Annotated in this window: 21 protein-coding genes; 8 read left to right on the top strand and 13 right to left on the bottom strand. The window is 62.7% G+C overall.

Annotation, left to right across the window (positions count from 1 at the left end; translation table 11 throughout):
- Positions 1-8 precede the first annotated feature (8 nt).
- The 3 genes from Q0C17_RS15140 to Q0C17_RS15130 all read right to left on the bottom strand — a co-directional run bounded on the left by Q0C17_RS15140 (position 9) and on the right by Q0C17_RS15130 (position 3,902).
- A complete protein-coding gene (locus Q0C17_RS15140; RefSeq protein WP_291208043.1) occupies positions 9-971 on the bottom strand; it encodes a phytanoyl-CoA dioxygenase family protein in 963 nt (320 codons plus the stop codon).
- Between the two features lie 119 nt (positions 972-1,090).
- Positions 1,091-2,581: an MFS transporter gene (locus tag Q0C17_RS15135; RefSeq protein ID WP_291208041.1), complete on the bottom strand. Its 1,491-nt coding sequence runs from the start codon at positions 2,579-2,581 to the stop codon at positions 1,091-1,093.
- A 307-nt stretch (positions 2,582-2,888) separates the two neighbouring features.
- Positions 2,889-3,902 (bottom strand): AraC family transcriptional regulator, encoded by a 1,014-nt coding sequence (locus Q0C17_RS15130; protein ID WP_291208039.1) that lies wholly within the window; start codon positions 3,900-3,902, stop codon positions 2,889-2,891.
- A gap of 194 nt (positions 3,903-4,096) precedes the next feature.
- Here Q0C17_RS15130 and Q0C17_RS15125 point away from each other — a divergent pair, with 194 nt between their 5' ends.
- Together Q0C17_RS15125 and Q0C17_RS15120 are read left to right on the top strand one after the other, a co-directional pair.
- Positions 4,097-4,534, top strand: a complete 438-nt coding sequence (locus tag Q0C17_RS15125; RefSeq protein WP_291208037.1) for a DUF6326 family protein — start codon at positions 4,097-4,099, stop codon at positions 4,532-4,534.
- Positions 4,531-5,205: a DUF4386 domain-containing protein gene (locus Q0C17_RS15120; RefSeq protein WP_291208035.1), complete on the top strand. Its 675-nt coding sequence runs from the start codon at positions 4,531-4,533 to the stop codon at positions 5,203-5,205. Before Q0C17_RS15125 ends, Q0C17_RS15120 begins: the two co-directional genes overlap by 4 nt.
- Positions 5,206-5,521: 316 nt before the next feature.
- Here Q0C17_RS15120 and Q0C17_RS15115 read toward each other — a convergent pair whose 3' ends face one another.
- From Q0C17_RS15115 to Q0C17_RS15100, 4 genes are all read right to left on the bottom strand, one after another.
- On the bottom strand, positions 5,522-6,211 hold the full coding sequence (locus tag Q0C17_RS15115; protein WP_291208033.1) for an ABC transporter ATP-binding protein: 690 nt from the start codon (positions 6,209-6,211) through the stop codon (positions 5,522-5,524).
- Complete coding sequence (locus Q0C17_RS15110; RefSeq protein WP_291208031.1) at positions 6,208-7,413, bottom strand: ABC transporter permease; 1,206 nt, start codon at positions 7,411-7,413, stop codon at positions 6,208-6,210. The genes Q0C17_RS15115 and Q0C17_RS15110 overlap by 4 nt, the downstream gene beginning before the upstream one ends.
- 4 nt (positions 7,414-7,417) lie before the next feature.
- The gene (locus tag Q0C17_RS15105) at positions 7,418-8,401 is read right to left on the bottom strand and encodes an efflux RND transporter periplasmic adaptor subunit (RefSeq protein WP_291208029.1); all 984 of its coding nucleotides are present in this window, start codon (positions 8,399-8,401) and stop codon (positions 7,418-7,420) included.
- A gap of 671 nt (positions 8,402-9,072) precedes the next feature.
- On the bottom strand, positions 9,073-9,846 hold the full coding sequence (locus Q0C17_RS15100) for a Crp/Fnr family transcriptional regulator (protein WP_366914838.1): 774 nt from the start codon (positions 9,844-9,846) through the stop codon (positions 9,073-9,075).
- A 117-nt stretch (positions 9,847-9,963) separates the two neighbouring features.
- Here Q0C17_RS15100 and Q0C17_RS15095 point away from each other — a divergent pair, with 117 nt between their 5' ends.
- On the top strand, positions 9,964-10,194 hold the full coding sequence (locus Q0C17_RS15095) for a hypothetical protein (RefSeq protein ID WP_291208025.1): 231 nt from the start codon (positions 9,964-9,966) through the stop codon (positions 10,192-10,194).
- Between the two features lie 112 nt (positions 10,195-10,306).
- Here Q0C17_RS15095 and Q0C17_RS15090 read toward each other — a convergent pair whose 3' ends face one another.
- Positions 10,307-10,837 carry a hypothetical protein gene (locus Q0C17_RS15090; protein ID WP_291208023.1) on the bottom strand — a complete coding sequence of 177 codons (531 nt, stop codon included), beginning with the start codon at positions 10,835-10,837 and terminating at the stop codon, positions 10,307-10,309.
- Positions 10,838-10,994: 157 nt separating this feature from the next.
- Here Q0C17_RS15090 and Q0C17_RS15085 point away from each other — a divergent pair, with 157 nt between their 5' ends.
- From Q0C17_RS15085 to Q0C17_RS15075, 3 genes are all read left to right on the top strand, one after another.
- Positions 10,995-11,291: a hypothetical protein gene (locus Q0C17_RS15085; protein WP_291208021.1), complete on the top strand. Its 297-nt coding sequence runs from the start codon at positions 10,995-10,997 to the stop codon at positions 11,289-11,291.
- Between the two features lie 125 nt (positions 11,292-11,416).
- A complete protein-coding gene (locus Q0C17_RS15080) occupies positions 11,417-11,563 on the top strand; it encodes a lmo0937 family membrane protein (protein WP_291208019.1) in 147 nt (48 codons plus the stop codon).
- 22 nt (positions 11,564-11,585) lie between these two features.
- A complete protein-coding gene (locus Q0C17_RS15075) occupies positions 11,586-11,807 on the top strand; it encodes a hypothetical protein (RefSeq protein ID WP_291208017.1) in 222 nt (73 codons plus the stop codon).
- 552 nt (positions 11,808-12,359) lie between these two features.
- On the opposite strand, the gene Q0C17_RS15070 is transcribed toward Q0C17_RS15075, so the two are convergent.
- Positions 12,360-12,740 carry a hypothetical protein gene (locus Q0C17_RS15070; protein WP_291208015.1) on the bottom strand — a complete coding sequence of 127 codons (381 nt, stop codon included), beginning with the start codon at positions 12,738-12,740 and terminating at the stop codon, positions 12,360-12,362.
- 118 nt (positions 12,741-12,858) lie between these two features.
- Positions 12,859-13,020: a hypothetical protein gene (locus tag Q0C17_RS15065; protein WP_291208013.1), complete on the bottom strand. Its 162-nt coding sequence runs from the start codon at positions 13,018-13,020 to the stop codon at positions 12,859-12,861.
- Here Q0C17_RS15065 and Q0C17_RS15060 point away from each other — a divergent pair.
- Positions 12,974-14,314, top strand: coding sequence for an MFS transporter (locus Q0C17_RS15060; RefSeq protein ID WP_366914841.1), 1,341 nt, complete (start codon positions 12,974-12,976; stop codon positions 14,312-14,314). The two genes, Q0C17_RS15065 and Q0C17_RS15060, sit on opposite strands and share 47 nt — an antisense overlap.
- A gap of 213 nt (positions 14,315-14,527) precedes the next feature.
- Complete coding sequence (locus tag Q0C17_RS15055) at positions 14,528-15,916, top strand: L,D-transpeptidase family protein (protein WP_291208009.1); 1,389 nt, start codon at positions 14,528-14,530, stop codon at positions 15,914-15,916.
- A 104-nt stretch (positions 15,917-16,020) separates the two neighbouring features.
- Here the strand turns inward: Q0C17_RS15055 and Q0C17_RS15050 are convergent, their stop codons facing one another.
- The 3 genes from Q0C17_RS15050 to Q0C17_RS15040 all read right to left on the bottom strand — a co-directional run.
- On the bottom strand, positions 16,021-17,838 hold the full coding sequence (locus tag Q0C17_RS15050; protein WP_291208008.1) for an NAD(P)/FAD-dependent oxidoreductase: 1,818 nt from the start codon (positions 17,836-17,838) through the stop codon (positions 16,021-16,023).
- Positions 17,839-18,032: 194 nt separating this feature from the next.
- Positions 18,033-18,461 (bottom strand): BLUF domain-containing protein, encoded by a 429-nt coding sequence (locus Q0C17_RS15045; RefSeq protein WP_291208007.1) that lies wholly within the window; start codon positions 18,459-18,461, stop codon positions 18,033-18,035.
- Positions 18,462-18,469: 8 nt separating this feature from the next.
- Positions 18,470-18,640, bottom strand: a 171-nt coding sequence (locus Q0C17_RS15040; RefSeq protein WP_366914840.1) for a GTP cyclohydrolase I, incomplete at its 5' end; no start/stop codon positions are given.

Raw genomic sequence — 18,640 nt, 5'->3', positions numbered from 1 at the left:
CGCCGGGCTCATGGCGCCCGCAGGGTCGGTCCGGTTACCAGAGTCTCGCTGGAATCGGCAACGCAGTGGCGAACAATGCGCTGGGCATGGTCGGACAGCTTTCTGTAATCACTGTAGGTGATGCCCGGCACGATGGGCTCGCGAAACCAGGGCGCGTAGAATTCGAGATTGGGGATCGACCGGATTGCATCCGAGATGTTCGGCGTACCACCATGCCAGGCCCGGACGTCACGGATCATGACCGCTCCGGCAGGCGCCGGGCAGACCGTGCTGAGCCTCATCCACTCAGGCTCTCCGTCGAGGGTCGGGATCGGAGTACGGGCGTGCTGGGTTCCCGGTATCTGACGGGTAGGGCCATTCAGGCGCGTCACGTCCTGCGGCAAAAAGTTTACGCAAACATAAGGGCAAGGCAGGTCCCGGATCGTCAGCTGACCACGAGGATCGTAGAAGGCGCTGAACGGCGTCGAGTACCCGTCATGCCAGTCGCGAACATCTGAATGCAAAGGCTGGTACTGCACGGCGCCCGGAAGACAGAAATCGCCGCTGGCAGATCTCAGCACATAGTCGGACGAGCCGAATATCGCGCTCACCACGTTCGTGACGACCGGGATGTCGAGCAGCATCTGCCATTCAGGCCGATGCAGCTGGCTGCGGGTCAGGCTTGAGCCGCCAAAAGAGTAGCGGTGCGAACCGCGGTTGCCCTTTCGTCCATCATCAAGCGCAAGAATTTCGCCGGCCACCTCCGCGCACCCTTTCGAGAGGATCTCGACCTGCGCGCTATCCAGCACATTGGCGATGACGACAAAGCCGTCCCGGCGAAAGAGTTCGAGAGCGTGCCGGATGTCCGCCGGCTCCAGCACCTCGAGGCCTCGGATGCCGTTATTGGCGTCCAGGTAGGCGCGAAGGGCGTGCACCTCCGGATCGTCCGTCCAGCGTTCACCTGCCGACTTCAAATCGCTCAAACCGTTCATGGCCTTCTCCCGTGCGTAAGCCCCACCTGCTATTATTTAAATCGTCAATAGTCAACTTTCTGCCAAGTCTGCCCAAACGAGCCAGGCCCCAGCTCGTTAACAAGAATGCGTCCACGGGTCTAATCGCCGCTTTGAGCCTGGCGCTTGGGACGCAGCGCGAGAGCAATCTTGGAATGGCGCGCGCGGGTGATATTGTATGAAGCGAAGATCAGCATCGAGACCACCGCGATGACGGCGGGAAAAGGCCCCCAGACAAGCACGAGACCCACCATAACGTCCTGCGACAGCACAGCCCCAGTAGTCTGGCCGATGTCACTGGGAAACCGGATCAGGTCCAGAGCAACCCCGGCCAGGAGGACACCGATACCGACGGCGGCCTTGTTCGCGAAGCCGAGCCCGGCAAAGTAAAGCCCCTCCCGGCGGCGGCCGAACAGGTGCTCATGTTCGTCGGCCGCGTCGGCCATCATCGAGGGATACGAGACACTCACAAATCCGATCCCGATTCCGGCGACAAAGGAATTGATCTGCATGGGCACCAAGGCCGCCTCACCGACCGGACTGTAGACGCCGAGAAGCCAGGCCCCTTGGATCACCAGCCAGTTGGCGATGAGCAGCGAAAGGCCGATCAGAACCACGTCTTTCTTTTCCAGACGAACCTGGATTCTCGGAGCCGCCCAAACACCGATCAGAAGCCCCGCAATGAAGGCATAGGTGATAAACTGGATGCTTTCGCTCTTCAGCATCCAGACGAACACAAAGGCGTGACTGTTCAGCGTCGCGTTGAGCCCCTGAGCCAGGTAGGTGATCACCGCAGAGATGAAAAGCAGACGAAAGGAGCGGTTCGCGAATATCTCCTTCACCTCGATCGGCAGCCGCCGCCCCATCGGCTGGGCGATCGGTTCGGGCTGTGGCAGTTTCCCAGCATAGCGCAGAAGCCCGAGACAGCATGCTGTCATGCAGGCAAAAAGGATGGCCGCGGCCGACCAGCCAAATCCTGGATAAGCCTCCGGTCTCTGCAATCCGCCGTCTGCGAAGAACACCGAGAAACCGAGAGCGGTGATCGCCAGTCCCGCGAGGATCCCGGCAGTCGAGCGATAGACGACGACACTTGTGCGTTCGGCATAGTCAGTGACCATTTCCGCGCCGAGCGCGACATAGGGCACGTGGAAGAGCGAGATCGCGCTGCGTCCGGCAACAGACAGGACGGCGAGCCATCCGAAGAGAAGCGGTTGGCTGAGATTCGGAGGGGGCGAGAACAGTAGGCCAACCGCGATGGTGGTCAGCGGAATTGCAACGATCATCAAGGGTAATCGGCGCCCGAGGCGGGATTTGATATTGTCTGACCAGGATCCGATCATGGGATCCACGAGCGCGTCGAAAGCCAGGCCCACCGCCAGTGCAGCTCCGACCAGCGTGCCTGGTAGGCCGAGTACAACAGAATAATAGAAGAACACGAACCCGACGGCCGTATCGAAACCTCCCGACTGGGCAGCCTGCCCCAAGCTGTAGAAGATTTTCTGGAGAACTGTCGGCCGGATGTCGGCTGCGTCGCCAGAAGACGTGGATGCGACTTCGACACGGTCGCCCGCCTGATGATCGGTTCCAACCAAGATGCGCCACTCCCTATTGACGACACTTGCAATAAATCAGCCGGCAAACAAGAGCCCACTGCCGACTTGGGTCTCCAGAAGATCCGTGACTTCAGCCCTGATTGGTCCGGCATTTAAGTCGAGAGTTTGCCCCTAATCCGTCATCCGGCGACCGGCGGCCTATGACCGGTTCCGGCGAACTTTGGTCTACAAGAGATGAGGCGGCAGAGTGACAGGACTGAGGTGACCCTGCCTGACGCCCAAACCCGCTATCAGAGCCGACTCGGCCCTAAGCCACCGTAAAGCTGAATGTTCTCCCTTTCGGCGCTTAGTCGCGCTGTGTTGGTCGCTTGCCGGTCCAGCGCTTGAACGCCCGGGAAAATGCGCTCCGATCGGAGAAGCCGACAAGATAAGCGGTTTCGCTGACAGAAACCCGCTTGCCTTCGAGATAGTGCAACGCGAGGCGGCGGCGAAGGTCATCGAGCACCTGTTCGAACGTGAAGCCCTCCGCTTTGAGGTTGCGATAGAGTGTCTGCCGGCTTTGACCGAGCGCTGCGGCGATGGCGTCCATGTTTGCTTCGCCTGTGTGGAGGACCGGCAACAGCAATTGTTCGACACGCCCGCGCGCCGTCTTCGTCGCCCGAAGCTCCGCGAGCAGCCGCTCGGCGTGTTCGCTGAGCGCGCCGAAAGCGTAGGCCGCCTGAGGGCGCAGCTGATAATCCTGGAGGGACACGTCAGTGCGCAGCGCGTTGCGCGGCGCGCCAAACCTGACCGGACAGCGCCATACAGCCTCGTACACCGAGCGATGCGCTGGATCCGGGTAAGTCACGAAAGCTTCGTGCACGAATGACCGCGGTAGAAAACTGCGCGGATGACAGATCATTCGGGTGAAGGTGCTCTCGGTAAGCTCGTAAAAGTCATCAGGATCAGCGCGCGTGTCGACGAGCCAGGGTGCGCCGTCGTGAATCTCGTACACGAAGCGCGGGTCGGGGCCGACATCGACCTCAATCGCAAGGTCGCCATACCGGTTTAGCTGTTTCAGCGCCTCTCTCATCGTCGTTGCGGCATTGGCAAGAAGACCGACGACGGAGAACTCCGCCATGTCGATCGCCTCTGCGAAATAGATCGGCAGGCCCGGCTCTCCACAAAGCGCCTTTCCGGCGCGCACGAGCGCTTTGTATTGCTGCACCGGCGCCCGAAGGTCGGGATCGGACCAGGAGGCTGGGTCGACCTGCGCCTGCGCGGCGAGCGCGGCGGCGTCCGCCCCCCGCGCGACGGCGAAGTCAAAGTAGCGGCGCGCCAAGCCGGCCGAGACCGAATGTTCTTTGTTACCTGCGGTCATATGAAAGACGCCTAGGGTCCTCGATCATATCGACAATTGATAATAACAGTTCGGCGGTCAATGGCCTTGCACGCAGCAATTTCCGGAGCTCGCTTTCGCGCCTCGGTGTTTGGGCGGCCAGGGTCATGAACATGTTTTGAACCGGAGCCCGCGCACCGGGATGGACCAACAAGATCAGCAGGCAGGTGTCTAGAATGAGCGAGAAACGCAGGAGATCACTACAATCGTTTCAACTTCCACGCCCCCTACGGCTCGCGTTGCTGTGGGTGACGATGATGTTTCTCTACATCTACAACGACTATTTCAGTCTGTATCTGCCGGGTGATATCGAAGAGATGATGGCCGGAAAAATCGGGCCGCTGGGCGACGCGACAGAGGCTGTCTTGCTCGGCGTCGCCATTTTGATGGCGATCCCAGCGTTGATGGTGTTTGCGTCCGCGGGCCTGCCCGCCGTCTACAGCAAATGGCTCAATGTCGTGTTTGGCGCAGCGTATACGTGCGTCAACATCGCCACATTCTTCGGATCACCGCTCTTCTACCAGTTTACTGTCTGCCTTGAGACGGCGCTCAGCATCTTCATCGTCGTCTCGGCTCTGACCTGGCCGAAGGACGGCCCGGAGGACGCACGATGACCAACGCACGATGGGCCGGCGTCACCTATGTGTTCCTGATCGCCACAGGAATTTTCAGCATCGCCTACGCGCCAGGGCAGTACACTGTTGACGGCGACGCCGAAGGTACATTCGCAAGGCTGGCAGCGAACCCTTTGCTCTTTACCAACGCGATCGTTGCCGAGTTCGCCTGCTACGCCAGTTTCGTCCTGCTGGTCGTGCTGCTGCACCGCGTTTTCCATGCTTGGTCAGAGACGCTTGCGTTTGCGATGGTCGGGCTCGTGTTTGTGAGCGTTCCCATCGCCTTCATGGCTGTCGGCGAAAAGCTCTCCGCGCTTCACCTTATCGCTCAGGGTGCGGGCCAAGCCGAAGCCGTCGATGCGCATTTCCGCCGCTACGGCGACATACGGAATCTCGCCGAGATATTCTGGGGGCTTTGGTTGCTGCCCTACGGACTGCTCGTCTTGAAGTCTCGGGCGATCCCACGCCTTTTCGGCGGCGCGCTTATTCTCGGCTGTGGGAGCTATTTGGCGGGCGCCATCGTCCCGCTTTACTGGAGCGGCTACTTCGACAGCCTGATCGGACAATATGCAGGCATCCCCGGCACTTTTGGAGAGATCGGCGGGGCGCTCTGGCTCACCGTTCTCGGCGCGCGGGTCTTCGAGCGCCAGGAACTGGACGCTTCCAGTTAGAGTGGCCGCGACCGCAGCCGGCGAGTTCGGCAGGCTGGCAGGGGGAAGGCCGGATGCCTGTAGTCGGTCGAACGTGCGCTTTGCCGAGACTGATGTTCAGAGCCCATCGCCCTTAAGCCGAAAGTGGCGACTGGCTTTTTGAATTTGCTGCGGATGAGATGATCACTTCAGACGGCACGGAACTTCCGATTCCTTTGCAGTTCGAACCCGCGTGCAAAAAATCACGTCTCTTTTGGATGACATAGCCCATCCGAACGCCCCTTCTGATCTACCCGCAGAAAAGTGGTCTGGTATCTGATCTTGTCCCGGCTCCGATTCAGCCTTGCACGACTTGCTCGACCCGGCCGTCCTTCAACGTGACGCGGCGCGTGCACCGCGCCGCAACATTCAGGTCATGTGTGCAGATGAGGAAGGTGGCCTTGTCCTCGAGGTTGACTTCGCGCATCAGGTCAAGGACCTGTTCGGCGGCAACACGGTCCAGGCTTCCGGTCGGCTCGTCGGCGAGAATGAGTTCCGGCTTGTTCATCAGGGCACGCGCAATCGCGACCCGCTGCTTCTGTCCGCCGGACAGCCGTGTCGCGGGAAAATCCATCCGGTCAGACAGACCAACGCGCGCCAGCAGGTCGCGCGCCCTGCTTCGCATCGCCGCGCTGATCCCGCCCGCGGGCGCGGCAGCGGGAAAGGCGACGTTCTCGGTCGCCGTAAAGTCCGGCAGCAGATGATGGAACTGGAAGATGAAGCCCAGACGCTGGTTGCGGAACACCGCACGCTCGGCATCGGACAGGGCCTCGACCCTGCGACCTGCAATTTCGATCGAGCCGGTGGTTGGCTTGAGGAGAAGACCGACAATCGACAGGAGCGTCGACTTGCCTGACCCGGAAGCGCCAAGGAGCGCCGCCAGCTCACCCGGCTCCAGGCTGAGGTCGACGTCCTTCAGGACTTCGGTCATCTCGTCGCCATTGCGGAAAGTCATGCCGATCCCGCGGGCGTCCAGGACGGCGCTCATTGCTGAATGGCTTCGAGGGGATCGAGGCGCGCCGCCGATCTGGCCGGGATGACCGATGCCAACACGGCGCCGAACGTTGTCAGAAGGAATACCGCAACGTACCCGCCTTCTTCCGGCGCAATCGGCAAGGCCATGGTTCCATCCGGCTTGGTGAGCGTAGCCAGCCAGAAGCAAAGCACAAAGCCGCTGAAACAGCCGAGCGACGCGCCGACGACCCCGATCAGCAGGCCTTGCAGGACAAAGACCGCGGCGATGAAGGATCTTGAAACGCCGAAAGCGCGCATGATCCCGATTTCCCCCTGGCGGCGATTGGCTGACAGGCTAAGCGCGCTCGCGATTCCGATCAGGACCGATATCAGTGAAAAAGCCTGGATCAGCTTACCGGTCTGTGCCTGCGCGACCAGTGCGCCTTCCAGGTAGGCGTTCTTGTCCTGCCAGGCGGTTGCCCGAAGGCCGGTCGCTGCCTGAAGGAAAGCGGCGGTCGTGCGGGCCTCGCCGGGATCAACCAGCTTGACCTCGATATTGGTCACTCCTTCAGGCAACCTGAAGAGCGGCCGGGCCGTCTGGATGGAAAGATAAGCGACCCGCTCGTCGAGCGCTTGTACGCCGGTCTGGAAAATGCCGCGGATTGTCAGTAAACGGTCTATTCCGCGATCTGTCCGAAGCAGGACAGGTTGGCCGGCAGACAAGCCAAGGTTTTCAGCCAGTCGCGCGCCGATCAGGATGCCGTCCGTCCCGAGGTTGGCATCCCCGCTGACTATTTTCGGACTTATGGGTGAAATCGCATCGAGGTTTGACGGCTCGATTGCCGTCACCGCAACCGGGGCAACAGTCTCGCCTTTCACGACGAACGCGCTGCCAGATATCTGCGGGCTGATCGCCAGGACGGAGGGCTGGGTACTCAGCAGCGCCACGGTTGAACGCCAGGGCCGGATCTGCGGGCGCTGGAATGTGGAGACGATGGCGACAGACGCCGTTTCCGCATCTTCGCCCGGCAGCACGCGGGCAATGCGCATAGCCGGCTCGAGCGACACGTGCGCGCTGTTGGCGGTCAACTCATCCGTCAACCGGATGGCAAGCCCCTGGATCAATGCGGTGATAAACACAAAGGCCGTTACCCCCAGCGCGACCCCGAAGATCAGAAGGGCGGTCTGGCCTGGATTGGAGAAAAGGTATCGGCGCGCGACGGTGAATGTGAACACGGGCCTAGCCCGCCTTCCCGGACGCGCCGGGCTCGAGGCGCGCGCGCACCCTGGTGCCTGGACGGGTATTGCCCGGCGCCAGCACGAGCCGGTCACCATCGGCCAGTCCGCTTTCGACAACGGCGCTCAGCGACGGCCAGTCGCGTATCTCTATAGCCCGTTCACGGACAATGCGGCTCTGGTCGACGACATAGACCGATGGATCGCTCGCCGCACCGATGACGGCGCTGCGCGGTATCGAAATTGCCGAGTCCAGTCGTTCAATGACGATAGTCAGGTCGACCGACCGGCCAGGAGGAATCTCCAGCAAGCCGTCCGGCGTGAGCTTTATCAGCCGTCCGCCCGTCGCCGGGTCAACGCGCGGCGAGACCTCGGAGAGGCTTGCCCCGAAAACTTCATCGGAACCAGACAGAACAGCGCGGGCCGTCATCCCTGCCCTCAGGGCGTCGGCGTAGACTTCATCGACGTCTGCATGCACCTCGACAGCGCCGCGTGAAGCGAGCTGGAACAGGGTCATGTCGGGCGAAACCACCTGGCCGTCATCGACCGGCCGCATGAGGATGGTCGCGTCCATCGGCGCCCGGATCGTGAACTCACCCGTCTGGGCAGAGGCAGCACGTTGTTCAGCTGACGCAGCCGCCAAAGCTGCCTGCTTGAATTTCAGTTCTGCCCGCGCTTCGTCGAGGGCAGCCTCGGAGGCAATACCGCGTTCAGCCAGAATGCTTGTCCTTTCAAACGCCAGCCTTGCTATTGAAAGTTCGGCGCGCGCAGCCGCCTCCCGCGCAGAACCGGCCTCAGCCTGCGCCTGCTGGACGACCGAGCGGATGATCGCGAGGGCCTCACCCTGTTCGACGATATCGCCGTCATCGTGCAGCAGGGCGACAATCTGGCCGGTGTTCTGTGAGCGGACATCAATGAGATTGACGGGCCGGACCCGCCCGACGACCGAGAGGACGATCTCAACAGGGCCGGGGTGAATCTCCACCACGGCAACTTCCTGGGGCCTGAGTTGCCATAGCCCGAATACGCCAGCCAGGACGACCCCGAAACCGGTCAACGCGATAGCCCAGCGGCGCAGCCTGTTATCGGGGAGCATCGGGTGCATGTGCCTGTGCCAGCCGGCAGCCTGCGCCTGGCCGGGGCGCCGGGACGCCGGCGGCCTTGGAGTGGACGGTACCGGTTGGGTTTGCCATCTAGCGGTGCTGGCAGGGCGCAGCCCCGCGGCCCGGCTCCGCGCGCGCCGGCGCCTGTCTTGAATGCAACTGTGCGGCCATCAAACTGCTTTCCCGCCGCCAGAGACGGCGTTGAATGAACTGTTGGTACCGCTGATCTGCATGGTCGTCACGCGAGGTCCCTCTTCAGGCGAGGCGCCAGCCGGGGCACAATGTTCACCCGGCGTACCCTTCAGAACGCACCCGGCTCCGATTGGTTCAAATGCCAGGACCGGAATGGCCCGGAAGCCCCGGGACACTCCAGCGCTGCCGCCCGTCCGGAATCTCAACCAGGACAGCCTCGACTTGAGCCGCCATCGGCCAGAAGGGGCGCCGGCTGCGGCCTGCGGCGCCTTGAACCGGCATAGCAACCTGGAATTCAGTCAGCCGGCCGAGGGCACGGGATTGGCCCCTCATTCGGCCAAGCCAGGTGTCCGGCGAGGCAGTGTTACTTCAACAACGGTCTTTCCTGATCGAGATAGGCCATATCAAAGTCCGCGAAAGCGACAAGCTTTTCGAAGTTGTCAAAGGTCACTTTCCCGCCCCGAAATGTAACCATACCGTCTTCGCGCAGTTTCCGCAGTACTCGGTTCACGTGCACTGCGCTGAGGCCCAGCGCATCGGCGAGGTGGAACTGGGACAAGGGGCAAGCATATCCCGCCTTGTCACCCAATCCAACCAGCGAGAGCCTGAAGCCCATCTCCAGCAGGAAGTGGGCGACGCGCTCTTCGGCGCTCCGCCGGCCAATATCGATCAGGTGCTCGACCACCATCGCTTCGTCCCGCGATGCAGCCCACAAAACCGCAGCGGCCAGGCGCGGGGTTTCCGTGAATGCATCGAGCAATTCTTCCGGCAGGACTTCCGAGACTTCGACCCGCGTTACTGCTTCGATAAAATGGTCCGACGTCTGAAGAAGAACGCTTCGCAATCCCAGAAAGTCTCCGGGTACCTGGAAGTCGACGATCTGGCGCGAGCCCGAAGGCAGGGTCTTGTAGGAACAGACCCATCCCGAAGCCAGGATGAAAGCGGAACGCTGTGAATGGCCCTGGTGCAGGAAGGCATGGCCGGCTGCAAAGGTACGGCGCCGCTGATGCAGTCGAAGCAGGACATCGAGCTCCGGCCCCGACAAGGCGACGAAGGCGCGGAGTTTCCGGACGAGGGGTGACTCATGAATTGAGTTCAAGGCGCCATGACATTCCAAATAAACTCCGCCGATCAACATTCAGCGGAAACTGCTCTCGATCAGTTCCTCCTGCGCCGGATTGTGGGAGTGATGGAGCCGTTGGTCAAAGGCGCAGCCCTGCGCCTGAATATCCACCCACTCCGGAAGAGATCCGACATGAACGACGAGAACTACTATTCGGGAATGGCCGCTCTTACAATCTGCGAGTCTCTGCTTCTTGCCCTGAACGACCACAAGATATTGCCCGAAAGCGATATCCTCGGTGTGCTCAGGGACGCAGCTGCCACGCACGAGAACGCCGTCGATACCAAGGGCGAAGCCCACCGGGCGGTGGCTATCCTGATCGGCAAGATCATATCTGGCGGCAATTCGGTCCGCAGGACCTAGCCCGGCTTTGCACCCTGCGTTCAGGCGCTCATGGGCGACCTGTGGGGCTAACCGGCCCGGCGCGCCGGCCATTCCGCCGCGCAGTTTTGCAGGCGGCGGCCTGGTTCCGTCATCAATCCTCTTCCGCGAGGCGCGCTGCCTGATGCGAAAACGGCACCTCAGGATCGTTGCAAGCCGCATCAAGGACAAGCCCCTTCAGAAAGCCGCGCCGTACCATCCCTGCGAGAATTGCTTTTCGCAGCCCCTTCTCCCGCTTTCCCGCCCCTGAGATGCTTCGGATGACGCCGCGGTAAGGAAGGCCGATCAGGCTGCCGATCGCGCCCGACAGCATGCCATTTCCATCACTATCGGACTCGCTGTCTTCTTCAGCGAGCCGGTCAAGGTCAGGCCCGAGGACCAGGTCGAGCGCTTCAATTTCGGAAAGAACCTCAAGACAATCGGTCGGCACACTCCGCGCATAAGGGTTTTCGGCGGCCCTGATCAGGATTTCCGGCGGATTTTCACGCATCCAACTGACATCACGCAAGGGCTGCTCGAAGGCATTCTGCACCCGGGCGTCACCGGTTTTGTCTTTGTAAGTCGTCGAAGTGCAACCGCAGGCCACGGCCGAAACCAGCAGGGTGAAGGCCGCCCGGATCGTCATTGTTTGATCTGTATGCTGTCTAAGACAAATGGCCTGGTGAAGTGTTCCGGGCGCGGTGCTTTGTCTCACAGTCTTTTCACCGGGAGACTGATTTGCATCAGTATCGCCGTTTTCGCCGAGGCGTATCCAGACTGGGCGACAACAAGGAGATACGCACATGAGCAACACAGCAAAGAAACTGATCACTGAGCTTTCGGATGACTATGGAGTGGTTGTCCACGCGCTTGGCAGAATGACGAAAAACCTTGGTGAGCATGGCGACGATGCGATCGCGGAATCAGCGCGCGGCTTTGTCCATGCGGCCTCAAAGCTTGCCGACAGCCTCAAGGCGCAAGCGATCGCCGTGGCGAAAGAGGCAGGCGAAGAAGTGCGTGAGCATCCGATTTCCGCTGCAGCCCTTGCTGCCGCCGCTGTCGGGCTTCTCGGCTACGCTTTGACCCGTGACCACAGCTAAGCCGGATCCGGACAGCGGACACTGGGCCGCTGCATAAAGGCGGCGGCCCAGATCCCTGTTTCGCCTGCCCGCACGGGCGGCGAGGACCGCAGGTCCGAACGCCGCAGAACTCGAAGGAGGAAGAGATGTTATACACTATAGCGGTAATTTTGCTGGTGCTCTGGGTGCTGGGACTGGTCAGTTCCTATACAATGGGCGGACTGATCCATATCCTGCTGGTCGTGGCCATCGTGGTGGTCCTTGTCCGCATTATTCAGAACCGCCGCGTCTGATGCTTGCCGCGGAGAGAAGGCGGTGAACCCTGTCAGGATCATAGCCATTGCCCTGATCGTCGCGGGCGTTCTCGGGCTCGTCTATGGCGGGTTCAGTTACACACGCGAAACCCACGAAGCCAAGGTCGGGCCGGTCGAATTTTCGGTCGCCGACCGGGAGCGCGTCAACATCCCCGTCTGGGTGGGTGCCGGTGCGGTCTTGCTAGGCGGCGTCCTCCTGCTCCTCGGCCGCAAGAAGGGCTGAGTCCGGACCTCTCAGTCCGGCAGCCATGCAAGCTGCAGTTTTTCCTTAAGCCAGCGCGGTGACCCTGCGGGCAATCCGGGCGTGCCCGCGCCCCGGGATACCATGACGCCCGGCAAGCGCTTGTTGGCGCTGTCCCGCAGCCCCGCCTTTCCTCCAATGGGACAGGCGGAGACGCTGCTCACCTGTGTCAGCAACTCCCGGCAGCCACGGCGCGCAAGCCGGCGATGTTCGCCATCATGCGATGTCTCCGCTCGTCCCTGCTGGCGGGTACCTTTGGCAGGATTGGCAACGACTTGGCGCTTGCGACGCCGCAGGAGGGGGCAACGCACACGGGCCGGTTAAAGATACCGGCCGCGCTGAATTCACCCCGCTCGCCGTCCGGCTACCACCACCGGTCGCGGTATTCTAAGTCGAGGGAAGTCGCGCCCATCGGCCTTCCCGGTTTCAGGTGCGGCGCGTCAGCCCGGATGGATCCGCGAACCGGGGCTTCAGGAACGTTCCGCCGGCCGGGATTGTCGCTGAGCGGAGGCACTCAAAGACCGGGCGACCAGGTCAGGACTGCGAAAGGCCAGGGGCGAGGCGCGGCGGGCGCGGCGCCCGGCCGGGCGCAAGCGTCACGGCCGCTTTCGTGCCGCCGCCAGGCCCTTCATCCGGCTCATCGTCATCGGCCGGCCCGGCGCGCTCAGCAATGCGCGAGAGGTGGATTCCCGCGCCAACAAGCCCGCCAATCGGGCCGAACTGCAGCATCGCCGCCGCGAGGAAGATCACCGGAACATGCAGGTCGAGATGGGCAAAGATCACGAACAGGCCGACGAGAACGACGCTGCCGAACGCGAGTCCGCCACCAATCCCCATCAGGATGTGCTTGAGGAACCCCCTTGCAATCGGGCGTTCGCTTTCCTTTGCGCCGTCCAGGATCATCTTGAACAACATGGCCATCGGGCTCCGTAGGTAAGGATGCACCATACTGCGCCGGCGCGCGGCAAAGGAAAGCCCCCTGGCCCTGCGTCCCGCTGACGGCTGCAGGACCCGGGCGGCGCCAGAGACTGTGTTAGGCATGGCGCTTGCGGGCGGAGGCGCTAAGACTGAAGTGCGCGAAACGAGGAGTACGGACAATCACCGCTGCTGCAACAAACAATGGCTCAAGGCGGCTCGGCGCCTGGCGGCTGGCGGCCTTTGCCTTGCCGTGCGTTCCGGTCGCAGCGATGCTCATGCCGGTCGTCGTCTACCTCCCCAACTATTATGCCAGGGATCTTGGTGTCAGCCTGGGCGCCATCGGCCTCGCATTCGGCGTCGTGCGGCTGTTCGATCTTTGGCTGGACCCGACCCTGGGGTTCCTCATTGACCGGACGAACACCCGCTTCGGCCGGTTCAAACCCTGGCTCGTGGCCGGCTTGCCGATTGCCGTGCTCGCCGTCTGGATGCTGTTCATGGCGCCCCCCGGTATCAGCGGAAGCTATATCCTGTTCTGGCTGGTCCTTGGATTTCTAGGCCAGTCGATGGCAACGATGGCACATGTCACCTGGGCGGCGCGGATCGCGCCGGAATACGGCCAGCGCGCGCGCGTATTCGGCTGGTGGCAGGGCTTCACCGTTCTGGGCATGCTAATTGTGCTGGCGATGCCGCCCCTGATGAAGGCCAGCTTCGGGCTCGATTACGGGCAAGGCGTCCGGGCGATGGGCTGGTTCGTCGTGCTCAGCCTGCCGGTCGCCATCATCGTGGCGCTCCTGTCGGTGCATGAGCCCGCTGCGCCGCCAAACGCCCGGCCGGCGACCCTGCGGCAATATCTCGACCTGGCCCGCCGGCCATCGGTCATGCGTTTGCTCGGGGCGGACATTCTTGTCGGAACCGGCCCCGTCATTGCGGGCACGCTTTTCTTTTTCTATTTCGAAGCCATTCGCGGCTGGGACAGGTCCGAGGCCGGCCTCTTGTTGCTGCTCTATTTCCTCGGCGCCCTCTTCGGCGCGCCCCTCTGGGGCTTTCTCGGGCAGAAGCTCGGCAAGCACCGCGCCCTGGCCATAGCCGCCGTCGCATATTCTGCCGCGCAATTGTCCGTGCTGATCGCGCCCGCCGGCATCGTCTGGGGTATCATCACGATGGCGCTGGCAGGCATTCCCTACAGCGCCGGCCCCATACTGCTACGGGCCATGATGGCGGACCTCGCAGATGAAGAGCGCCTTGCGAGCGGGGTGGATCGCAGCGGCCTCATGTTTGGCCTCCTCAGCGGCGCAGTGAAGATCGGCTCGGCCTTCGCGGTCTTCGCGTCGGTCACCGCGCTGGAGCTGTTCGGCTTCAGCGCTGACCTGGCAGGCGACAACACACCCCTCGCCCTCACCGTTCTCTCGGTCAGCTTTGCCGCCGCCCCTGCCCTGCTCGGTCTCGCGGGCGCAGCGCTGATATCCGGGCACCGGATGGACAAGGCGGCGCACGATGCCATCCGCCGGGCACTGGACGCGCGGGAGAGCCCGGAAGGCTCAGTCGCCGCGGAACCTCGATCGGGGCCATGACAAGACACGCTGGATAAACCGGCCCCCGGGGCTGCTGCCTCGCGCCGGAAAAGCACGCGGCCGCGCGATCGGACATTCGTCTGGTGCATCCCTTCGGCGTGGGCTAGCCTGACGCGCGTGCTCACATCGCGCGCAGCGCCCGTCTGGACGGGCCTGGCAACCCGGCAGGACACGGCGGCGCCTGAGCCTGATAGTGACTTAGAAAGCAGCTTGATGCACTCGCCCGAAAACGAAACTCACCTGCCCCAGAAGGTTCGGCGCGCGCGGTGCTGGCCGGCGATCGGGCACAGGCTTGCCGCCCTCCTGATTCCGGCGGTGGCCGCGTGCAGCCTGCAAAGTTACCCGGCGCAGCCCCAGATCCCGGTCCCAGCAACAGCCCCGGCTGGCGACAGCCTCGCCCCCGCAGAGCCTGCGCAGCCCGAAGGCCTCGTGAATGCAGAGACCGATATCCTGCTGGCGGCAATTGCCGGTCTTGCGACCCATGGCCTTGATCCCGAGGATTACGGGCTCTCCCGGTTGCGGGCGCTTGAAAACCGGCCGGCCGAACAGGGACAGGCGCTGCGCGACGCCTGGCTGCTCGCCGCCACGCATCTTTCGCAAGGGCGCCTTGATCCGGAAACCCTGACGCCGCGCGCGGCTGCGACCCTGACAGAGCGTGCGCTGCTCGACCGGATCAATGACGCGAGCGGCTATGGCGCGCTGGCGGCGGCACTTGACGGGCTTGCGCCCCGGCATCCGGACTACCTCGCTCTGCGCGCAGAGCTCTCCCTCGCACGGACGGCGCTGACACTGGAAACCGAGCCTGCCAGACTTGCCGAATATGCCGCCGCGATCGATACGCTGCGCGTCAACCTCGAACGATGGCGCTGGCTGCCGCGGGAATTCGGGCCGAGATATGTGTTTGCGAACATCCCCGGTCAGGACGTCACGGCGTTCGAAAACGACCTGATCGTGGCCCAATTCTCGGCAATTTTCGGAAAGACCGACCGGAAGACCCCCGTCTTTTCAGACGAGGTGGAATACATTGTCTTTAATCCGTGGTGGGAGGTTCCAGACAGTATCGCGCGTAAGGACAAGCTGCCCCAGTTCCGGCGCGACCCCGGCGCCGTTGCCCGGCTTGGGTACAAGGTCCTCGACAAGTCCGGCAGGACTGTCGATCCGGGCAGCATCGACTGGGACATGATCAGCGCACGGACTTTTCCCTACACGCTGCGCCAGGCGCCCGGGCCCCACAATGCGCTCGGGCAGGTCAAGATCATTTTTCCGAATTCGCACAGCGTCTACCTGCATGATACGCCGGACCAGGCGCTTTTCGACGCCGAGCAAAGGCTTTTCTCATCAGGCTGCGTCCGGGTAAAGGCTCCGCTTGATCTGGCCCGATGGTTGCTGCGCGCCACGCCCGGCTGGGACCGGGACCGACTGGACGCAGCCGTTGCATCCGGTGTTGAAACACGCGTGGACCTCGCCGCGCCGGTACCCGTGCACATCGTCTATTTTACCGCAGTGACCGATCGGACCTGCGGACGAGCGCTGTACCTCACGGATGTCTACCGCCGCGACGGCGCAGTCCTGCAGGCCCTGCAAGCCCCACTGGCTCCCTGAAGCCGTCCGGGACTGCAGCGCCGGGGCATGCCGCCACCCCTGTCCCGGCGATGTAGCAGCGACGCTGCAATCGCAGGGGGCCGCAACGCCCTGCACCGGGCGCCTCAACGGAACTCGAGGCCCTCGAACTTGCCCGACGTGCGCCAGCCTTCGATGTAATTGAAGTAGGCGACGGCGCCCGCCGGATAACCGACAAAGTAGCGCGCCTGGGGACCAGGATCGCGCCCTTCATTGTTGTAGTAGCCGGGCGTGCAGTCCGGCGAACCAATCATCAGTCCCATGCCCGAAAGCAGGAGGTCCACCCATGCGTCCTCGGCAGGCTTGCTGACCTCGACCTCGCCGGCGCCGGTTGCCTCTGCATGGCTGACGATCAGGGAGATTGTCCGGGCGGCGTCCACCAGGTTGTGGGGATAGTTGGAGATGAGGTTTGCTGCCTGGGTGGCCTGTACCAGGAAGGCGTTCGGGAAGCCGTGTACGTGCATGCCGTGTTTGGTGCGCATGCCATCAGCCCAGTACTGCGAGAGCGTGACACCGCCGCGGCCCTTCGGATCGAAACCGGTCCGCTGCGCGAGCGGCGTGCCGACTTCGAAACCGGAGGCATAGATGATGCAGTCGACCTCGTACTCGGTGCCGTCCACGACCACACCTTTCTGCGTGATGCGCTCGACGCCCCGGCCGTCGGTATCGACGAGGACCGTACCGGGCTCGTTGAACGCCTGCAGGTAGGCGTCGTGGAAGCAGGGCCGCTTGCAGAGCTGGCGGTACCACGCCTTCAGCTTCTCGGCGGTGCCTGCGTCTTTGACAACCGTCTCGGCACGCCGGCGGATCTCTTCCATCTTTTCATGGTCGGCGTCTTCATACGCCGCCAGCATGCCCGCGGGCGTGCGCTGTTCGGGCGGCAGCTGCAGGATGCGGTTGCGAATGCGCTTGGCGAGATCAGTCCATCCATCCTGCACGAGGTCTTCAGGCGCCATGCCGATGCCGGCCTGGTTCTGCGTGAAATTCTCCAGCCAGCGCTGCTGCCAGCCCGGCTCTGCAATTGATGCAAACCAGTCCGGATCGATCGGCCGGTTGTCGCGCACGTCAATGGAGGAGGGTGTGCGCTGGAAGACGTAGAGAGCCTTGGCGGCGCGGGCGAGATGGGGGACGACCTGCACCGCGGTGGCGCCGGTGCCGATAATCGCCACGCGCTTGTCCTTGAGCTTGTCGAGCGGCGCGCCGCGCGGATCGCCGCCTGTATAGTCGTAATCCCAGCGGCTGGTATGGAACGCATGGCCCTTGAAGTCGGAGATGCCGGGAATGCCCGGCAGCTTCGGCGTATTCAGCGGGCCTGTGCCAAGGCCGATATACTTTGCGGTGAAGTTGTCCCCGCGATTGGTCCGGATCACCCAGACGCGGCGGGCATCATCCCACGACAGATCCTCGATCACGGTGTGAAAGAGCGCGTTCTCGTACAGACCGTAATGGTTCCCGATGCGTCGGCACTGCTCCAGGATCTCCGGGGCGTGCGCATACTTCTCGCTCGGCATGTGGCCGGTCTCTTCGAGCAGCGGCATGTAGATCATCGACGCTGTATCGCACTGGGCACCGGGATAGCGGTTCCAGTACCAGGTGCCGCCGAAGTCGCCCCCTTTCTCGATGATCCGGACATCCTCGATCCCGGCCTCCTTTAGCCGGGCGCCTGTCACGAGGCCAGCAAAGCCGCCGCCGACAAAGGCGAAGGTAACGTGGTCGGTCTTCGGCGCGCGCGGCGTGACCGGTGTATAAGGGTCGTCGAGGTAATGGTCGAAGACGCCGGCGATCCGGACATACTGGTCATTGCCATCCGCGCGCAGGCGCTTGTCGCGCTCGGCCCGGTAGCGGGCACGGATTGCATCCTTGTCGATAGCGATCTGCTCAATCTGTTCCGCGTCGTCCGCCATTGCCGTCCTTCACTATGGGTCTTGCGCTGTATTCGGGGGTCGGCGGCGAGCATAGCGCAACGACTGCCGGTGAATAGCCATGCCCCTAGGTCGCAGGCCCTGCCCGTTCGGATTTTGCCTTCGCGGGGCAATGCCTTGTGCGGCGCAGGCCTGAGTGCCGGGATGCAGCGCCCCGTGACGCGGCCTGGCGGGTTTCATTCGCGGTGCGAGACCACTGCGCCGGTCGCAAGCAGGTCGGACAACAGGGACAGGGTCGCCTTGCCCGAAGCACTGAACGGATCAAGTTCAGCGCGCTTGAAGTATTTGAGCAACATGGCGGGATTGAGCTTGCTGATGTTGACCTGAGCCATCGTCCAGTTGCCGAACTGGCGCTCGGTGATTTCCTCATAGATCAACAGGCGAACCTGCTGGTGCCTGTCATCGCGTACGATCGCGTTGAACAGCTCGCAGACTTCGTCGCGCCCGCCTTCGATGACTTGGATGAAGAGGTCCCGCGAGACGCACAAGAGCCCGGTGATTCCGAGCGCCGGATTGTTCTTGCGCGACTGTTCGAGGATCGTGTCGAGGAACGGACCGGTGAGCGGTTCGATCGGGCGGCTGGCATAGAGGCAACGAACGAGCATGATGGGGCCTATTTTCTGGAATTCAAAAGCGCGAGAAACTCGCTGCGCAGGTTATGGTCCTTGAGGAAGGAGCCCCGCATCACGCTGTTTATCATCTTTGTCTCGTCATCCTTCACGCCGCGCCAGTGCATGCAGAAATGATCGGCTTCCATCACGACCGCGAGGCCGTCCGGGCGGAC

The organism is Hyphomonas sp. (assembly GCF_022844445.1).
GTDB lineage: Bacteria > Pseudomonadota > Alphaproteobacteria > Caulobacterales > Hyphomonadaceae > Hyphomonas.
Note: the sequence above shows the minus strand (reverse complement) of the source record. Positions and strands in the feature narration are given on the sequence as shown.

Excerpts from the sequence above, each read along its gene's own strand:
- Q0C17_RS15140 (WP_291208043.1), bottom strand. The coding sequence starts at position 971 with ATGAACGGTTTGAGCGATTTGAAGTCGGCAGGTGAACGCTGGACGGAC.
- Q0C17_RS15130 (WP_291208039.1), bottom strand. The coding sequence starts at position 3,902 with ATGACCGCAGGTAACAAAGAACATTCGGTCTCGGCCGGCTTGGCGCGC.
- Q0C17_RS15125 (WP_291208037.1), top strand. The coding sequence starts at position 4,097 with ATGAGCGAGAAACGCAGGAGATCACTACAATCGTTTCAACTTCCACGC.
- Q0C17_RS15120 (WP_291208035.1), top strand. The coding sequence starts at position 4,531 with ATGACCAACGCACGATGGGCCGGCGTCACCTATGTGTTCCTGATCGCC.
- Q0C17_RS15115 (WP_291208033.1), bottom strand. The coding sequence starts at position 6,211 with ATGAGCGCCGTCCTGGACGCCCGCGGGATCGGCATGACTTTCCGCAAT.
- Q0C17_RS15100 (WP_366914838.1), bottom strand. The coding sequence starts at position 9,846 with ATGTTGATCGGCGGAGTTTATTTGGAATGTCATGGCGCCTTGAACTCA.
- Q0C17_RS15095 (WP_291208025.1), top strand. The coding sequence starts at position 9,964 with ATGAACGACGAGAACTACTATTCGGGAATGGCCGCTCTTACAATCTGC.
- Q0C17_RS15090 (WP_291208023.1), bottom strand. The coding sequence starts at position 10,837 with ATGACGATCCGGGCGGCCTTCACCCTGCTGGTTTCGGCCGTGGCCTGC.
- Q0C17_RS15085 (WP_291208021.1), top strand. The coding sequence starts at position 10,995 with ATGAGCAACACAGCAAAGAAACTGATCACTGAGCTTTCGGATGACTAT.
- Q0C17_RS15080 (WP_291208019.1), top strand. The coding sequence starts at position 11,417 with ATGTTATACACTATAGCGGTAATTTTGCTGGTGCTCTGGGTGCTGGGA.
- Q0C17_RS15070 (WP_291208015.1), bottom strand. The coding sequence starts at position 12,740 with ATGTTGTTCAAGATGATCCTGGACGGCGCAAAGGAAAGCGAACGCCCG.
- Q0C17_RS15065 (WP_291208013.1), bottom strand. The coding sequence starts at position 13,020 with ATGAGCATCGCTGCGACCGGAACGCACGGCAAGGCAAAGGCCGCCAGC.
- Q0C17_RS15055 (WP_291208009.1), top strand. The coding sequence starts at position 14,528 with ATGCACTCGCCCGAAAACGAAACTCACCTGCCCCAGAAGGTTCGGCGC.
- Q0C17_RS15050 (WP_291208008.1), bottom strand. The coding sequence starts at position 17,838 with ATGGCGGACGACGCGGAACAGATTGAGCAGATCGCTATCGACAAGGAT.
- Q0C17_RS15045 (WP_291208007.1), bottom strand. The coding sequence starts at position 18,461 with ATGCTCGTTCGTTGCCTCTATGCCAGCCGCCCGATCGAACCGCTCACC.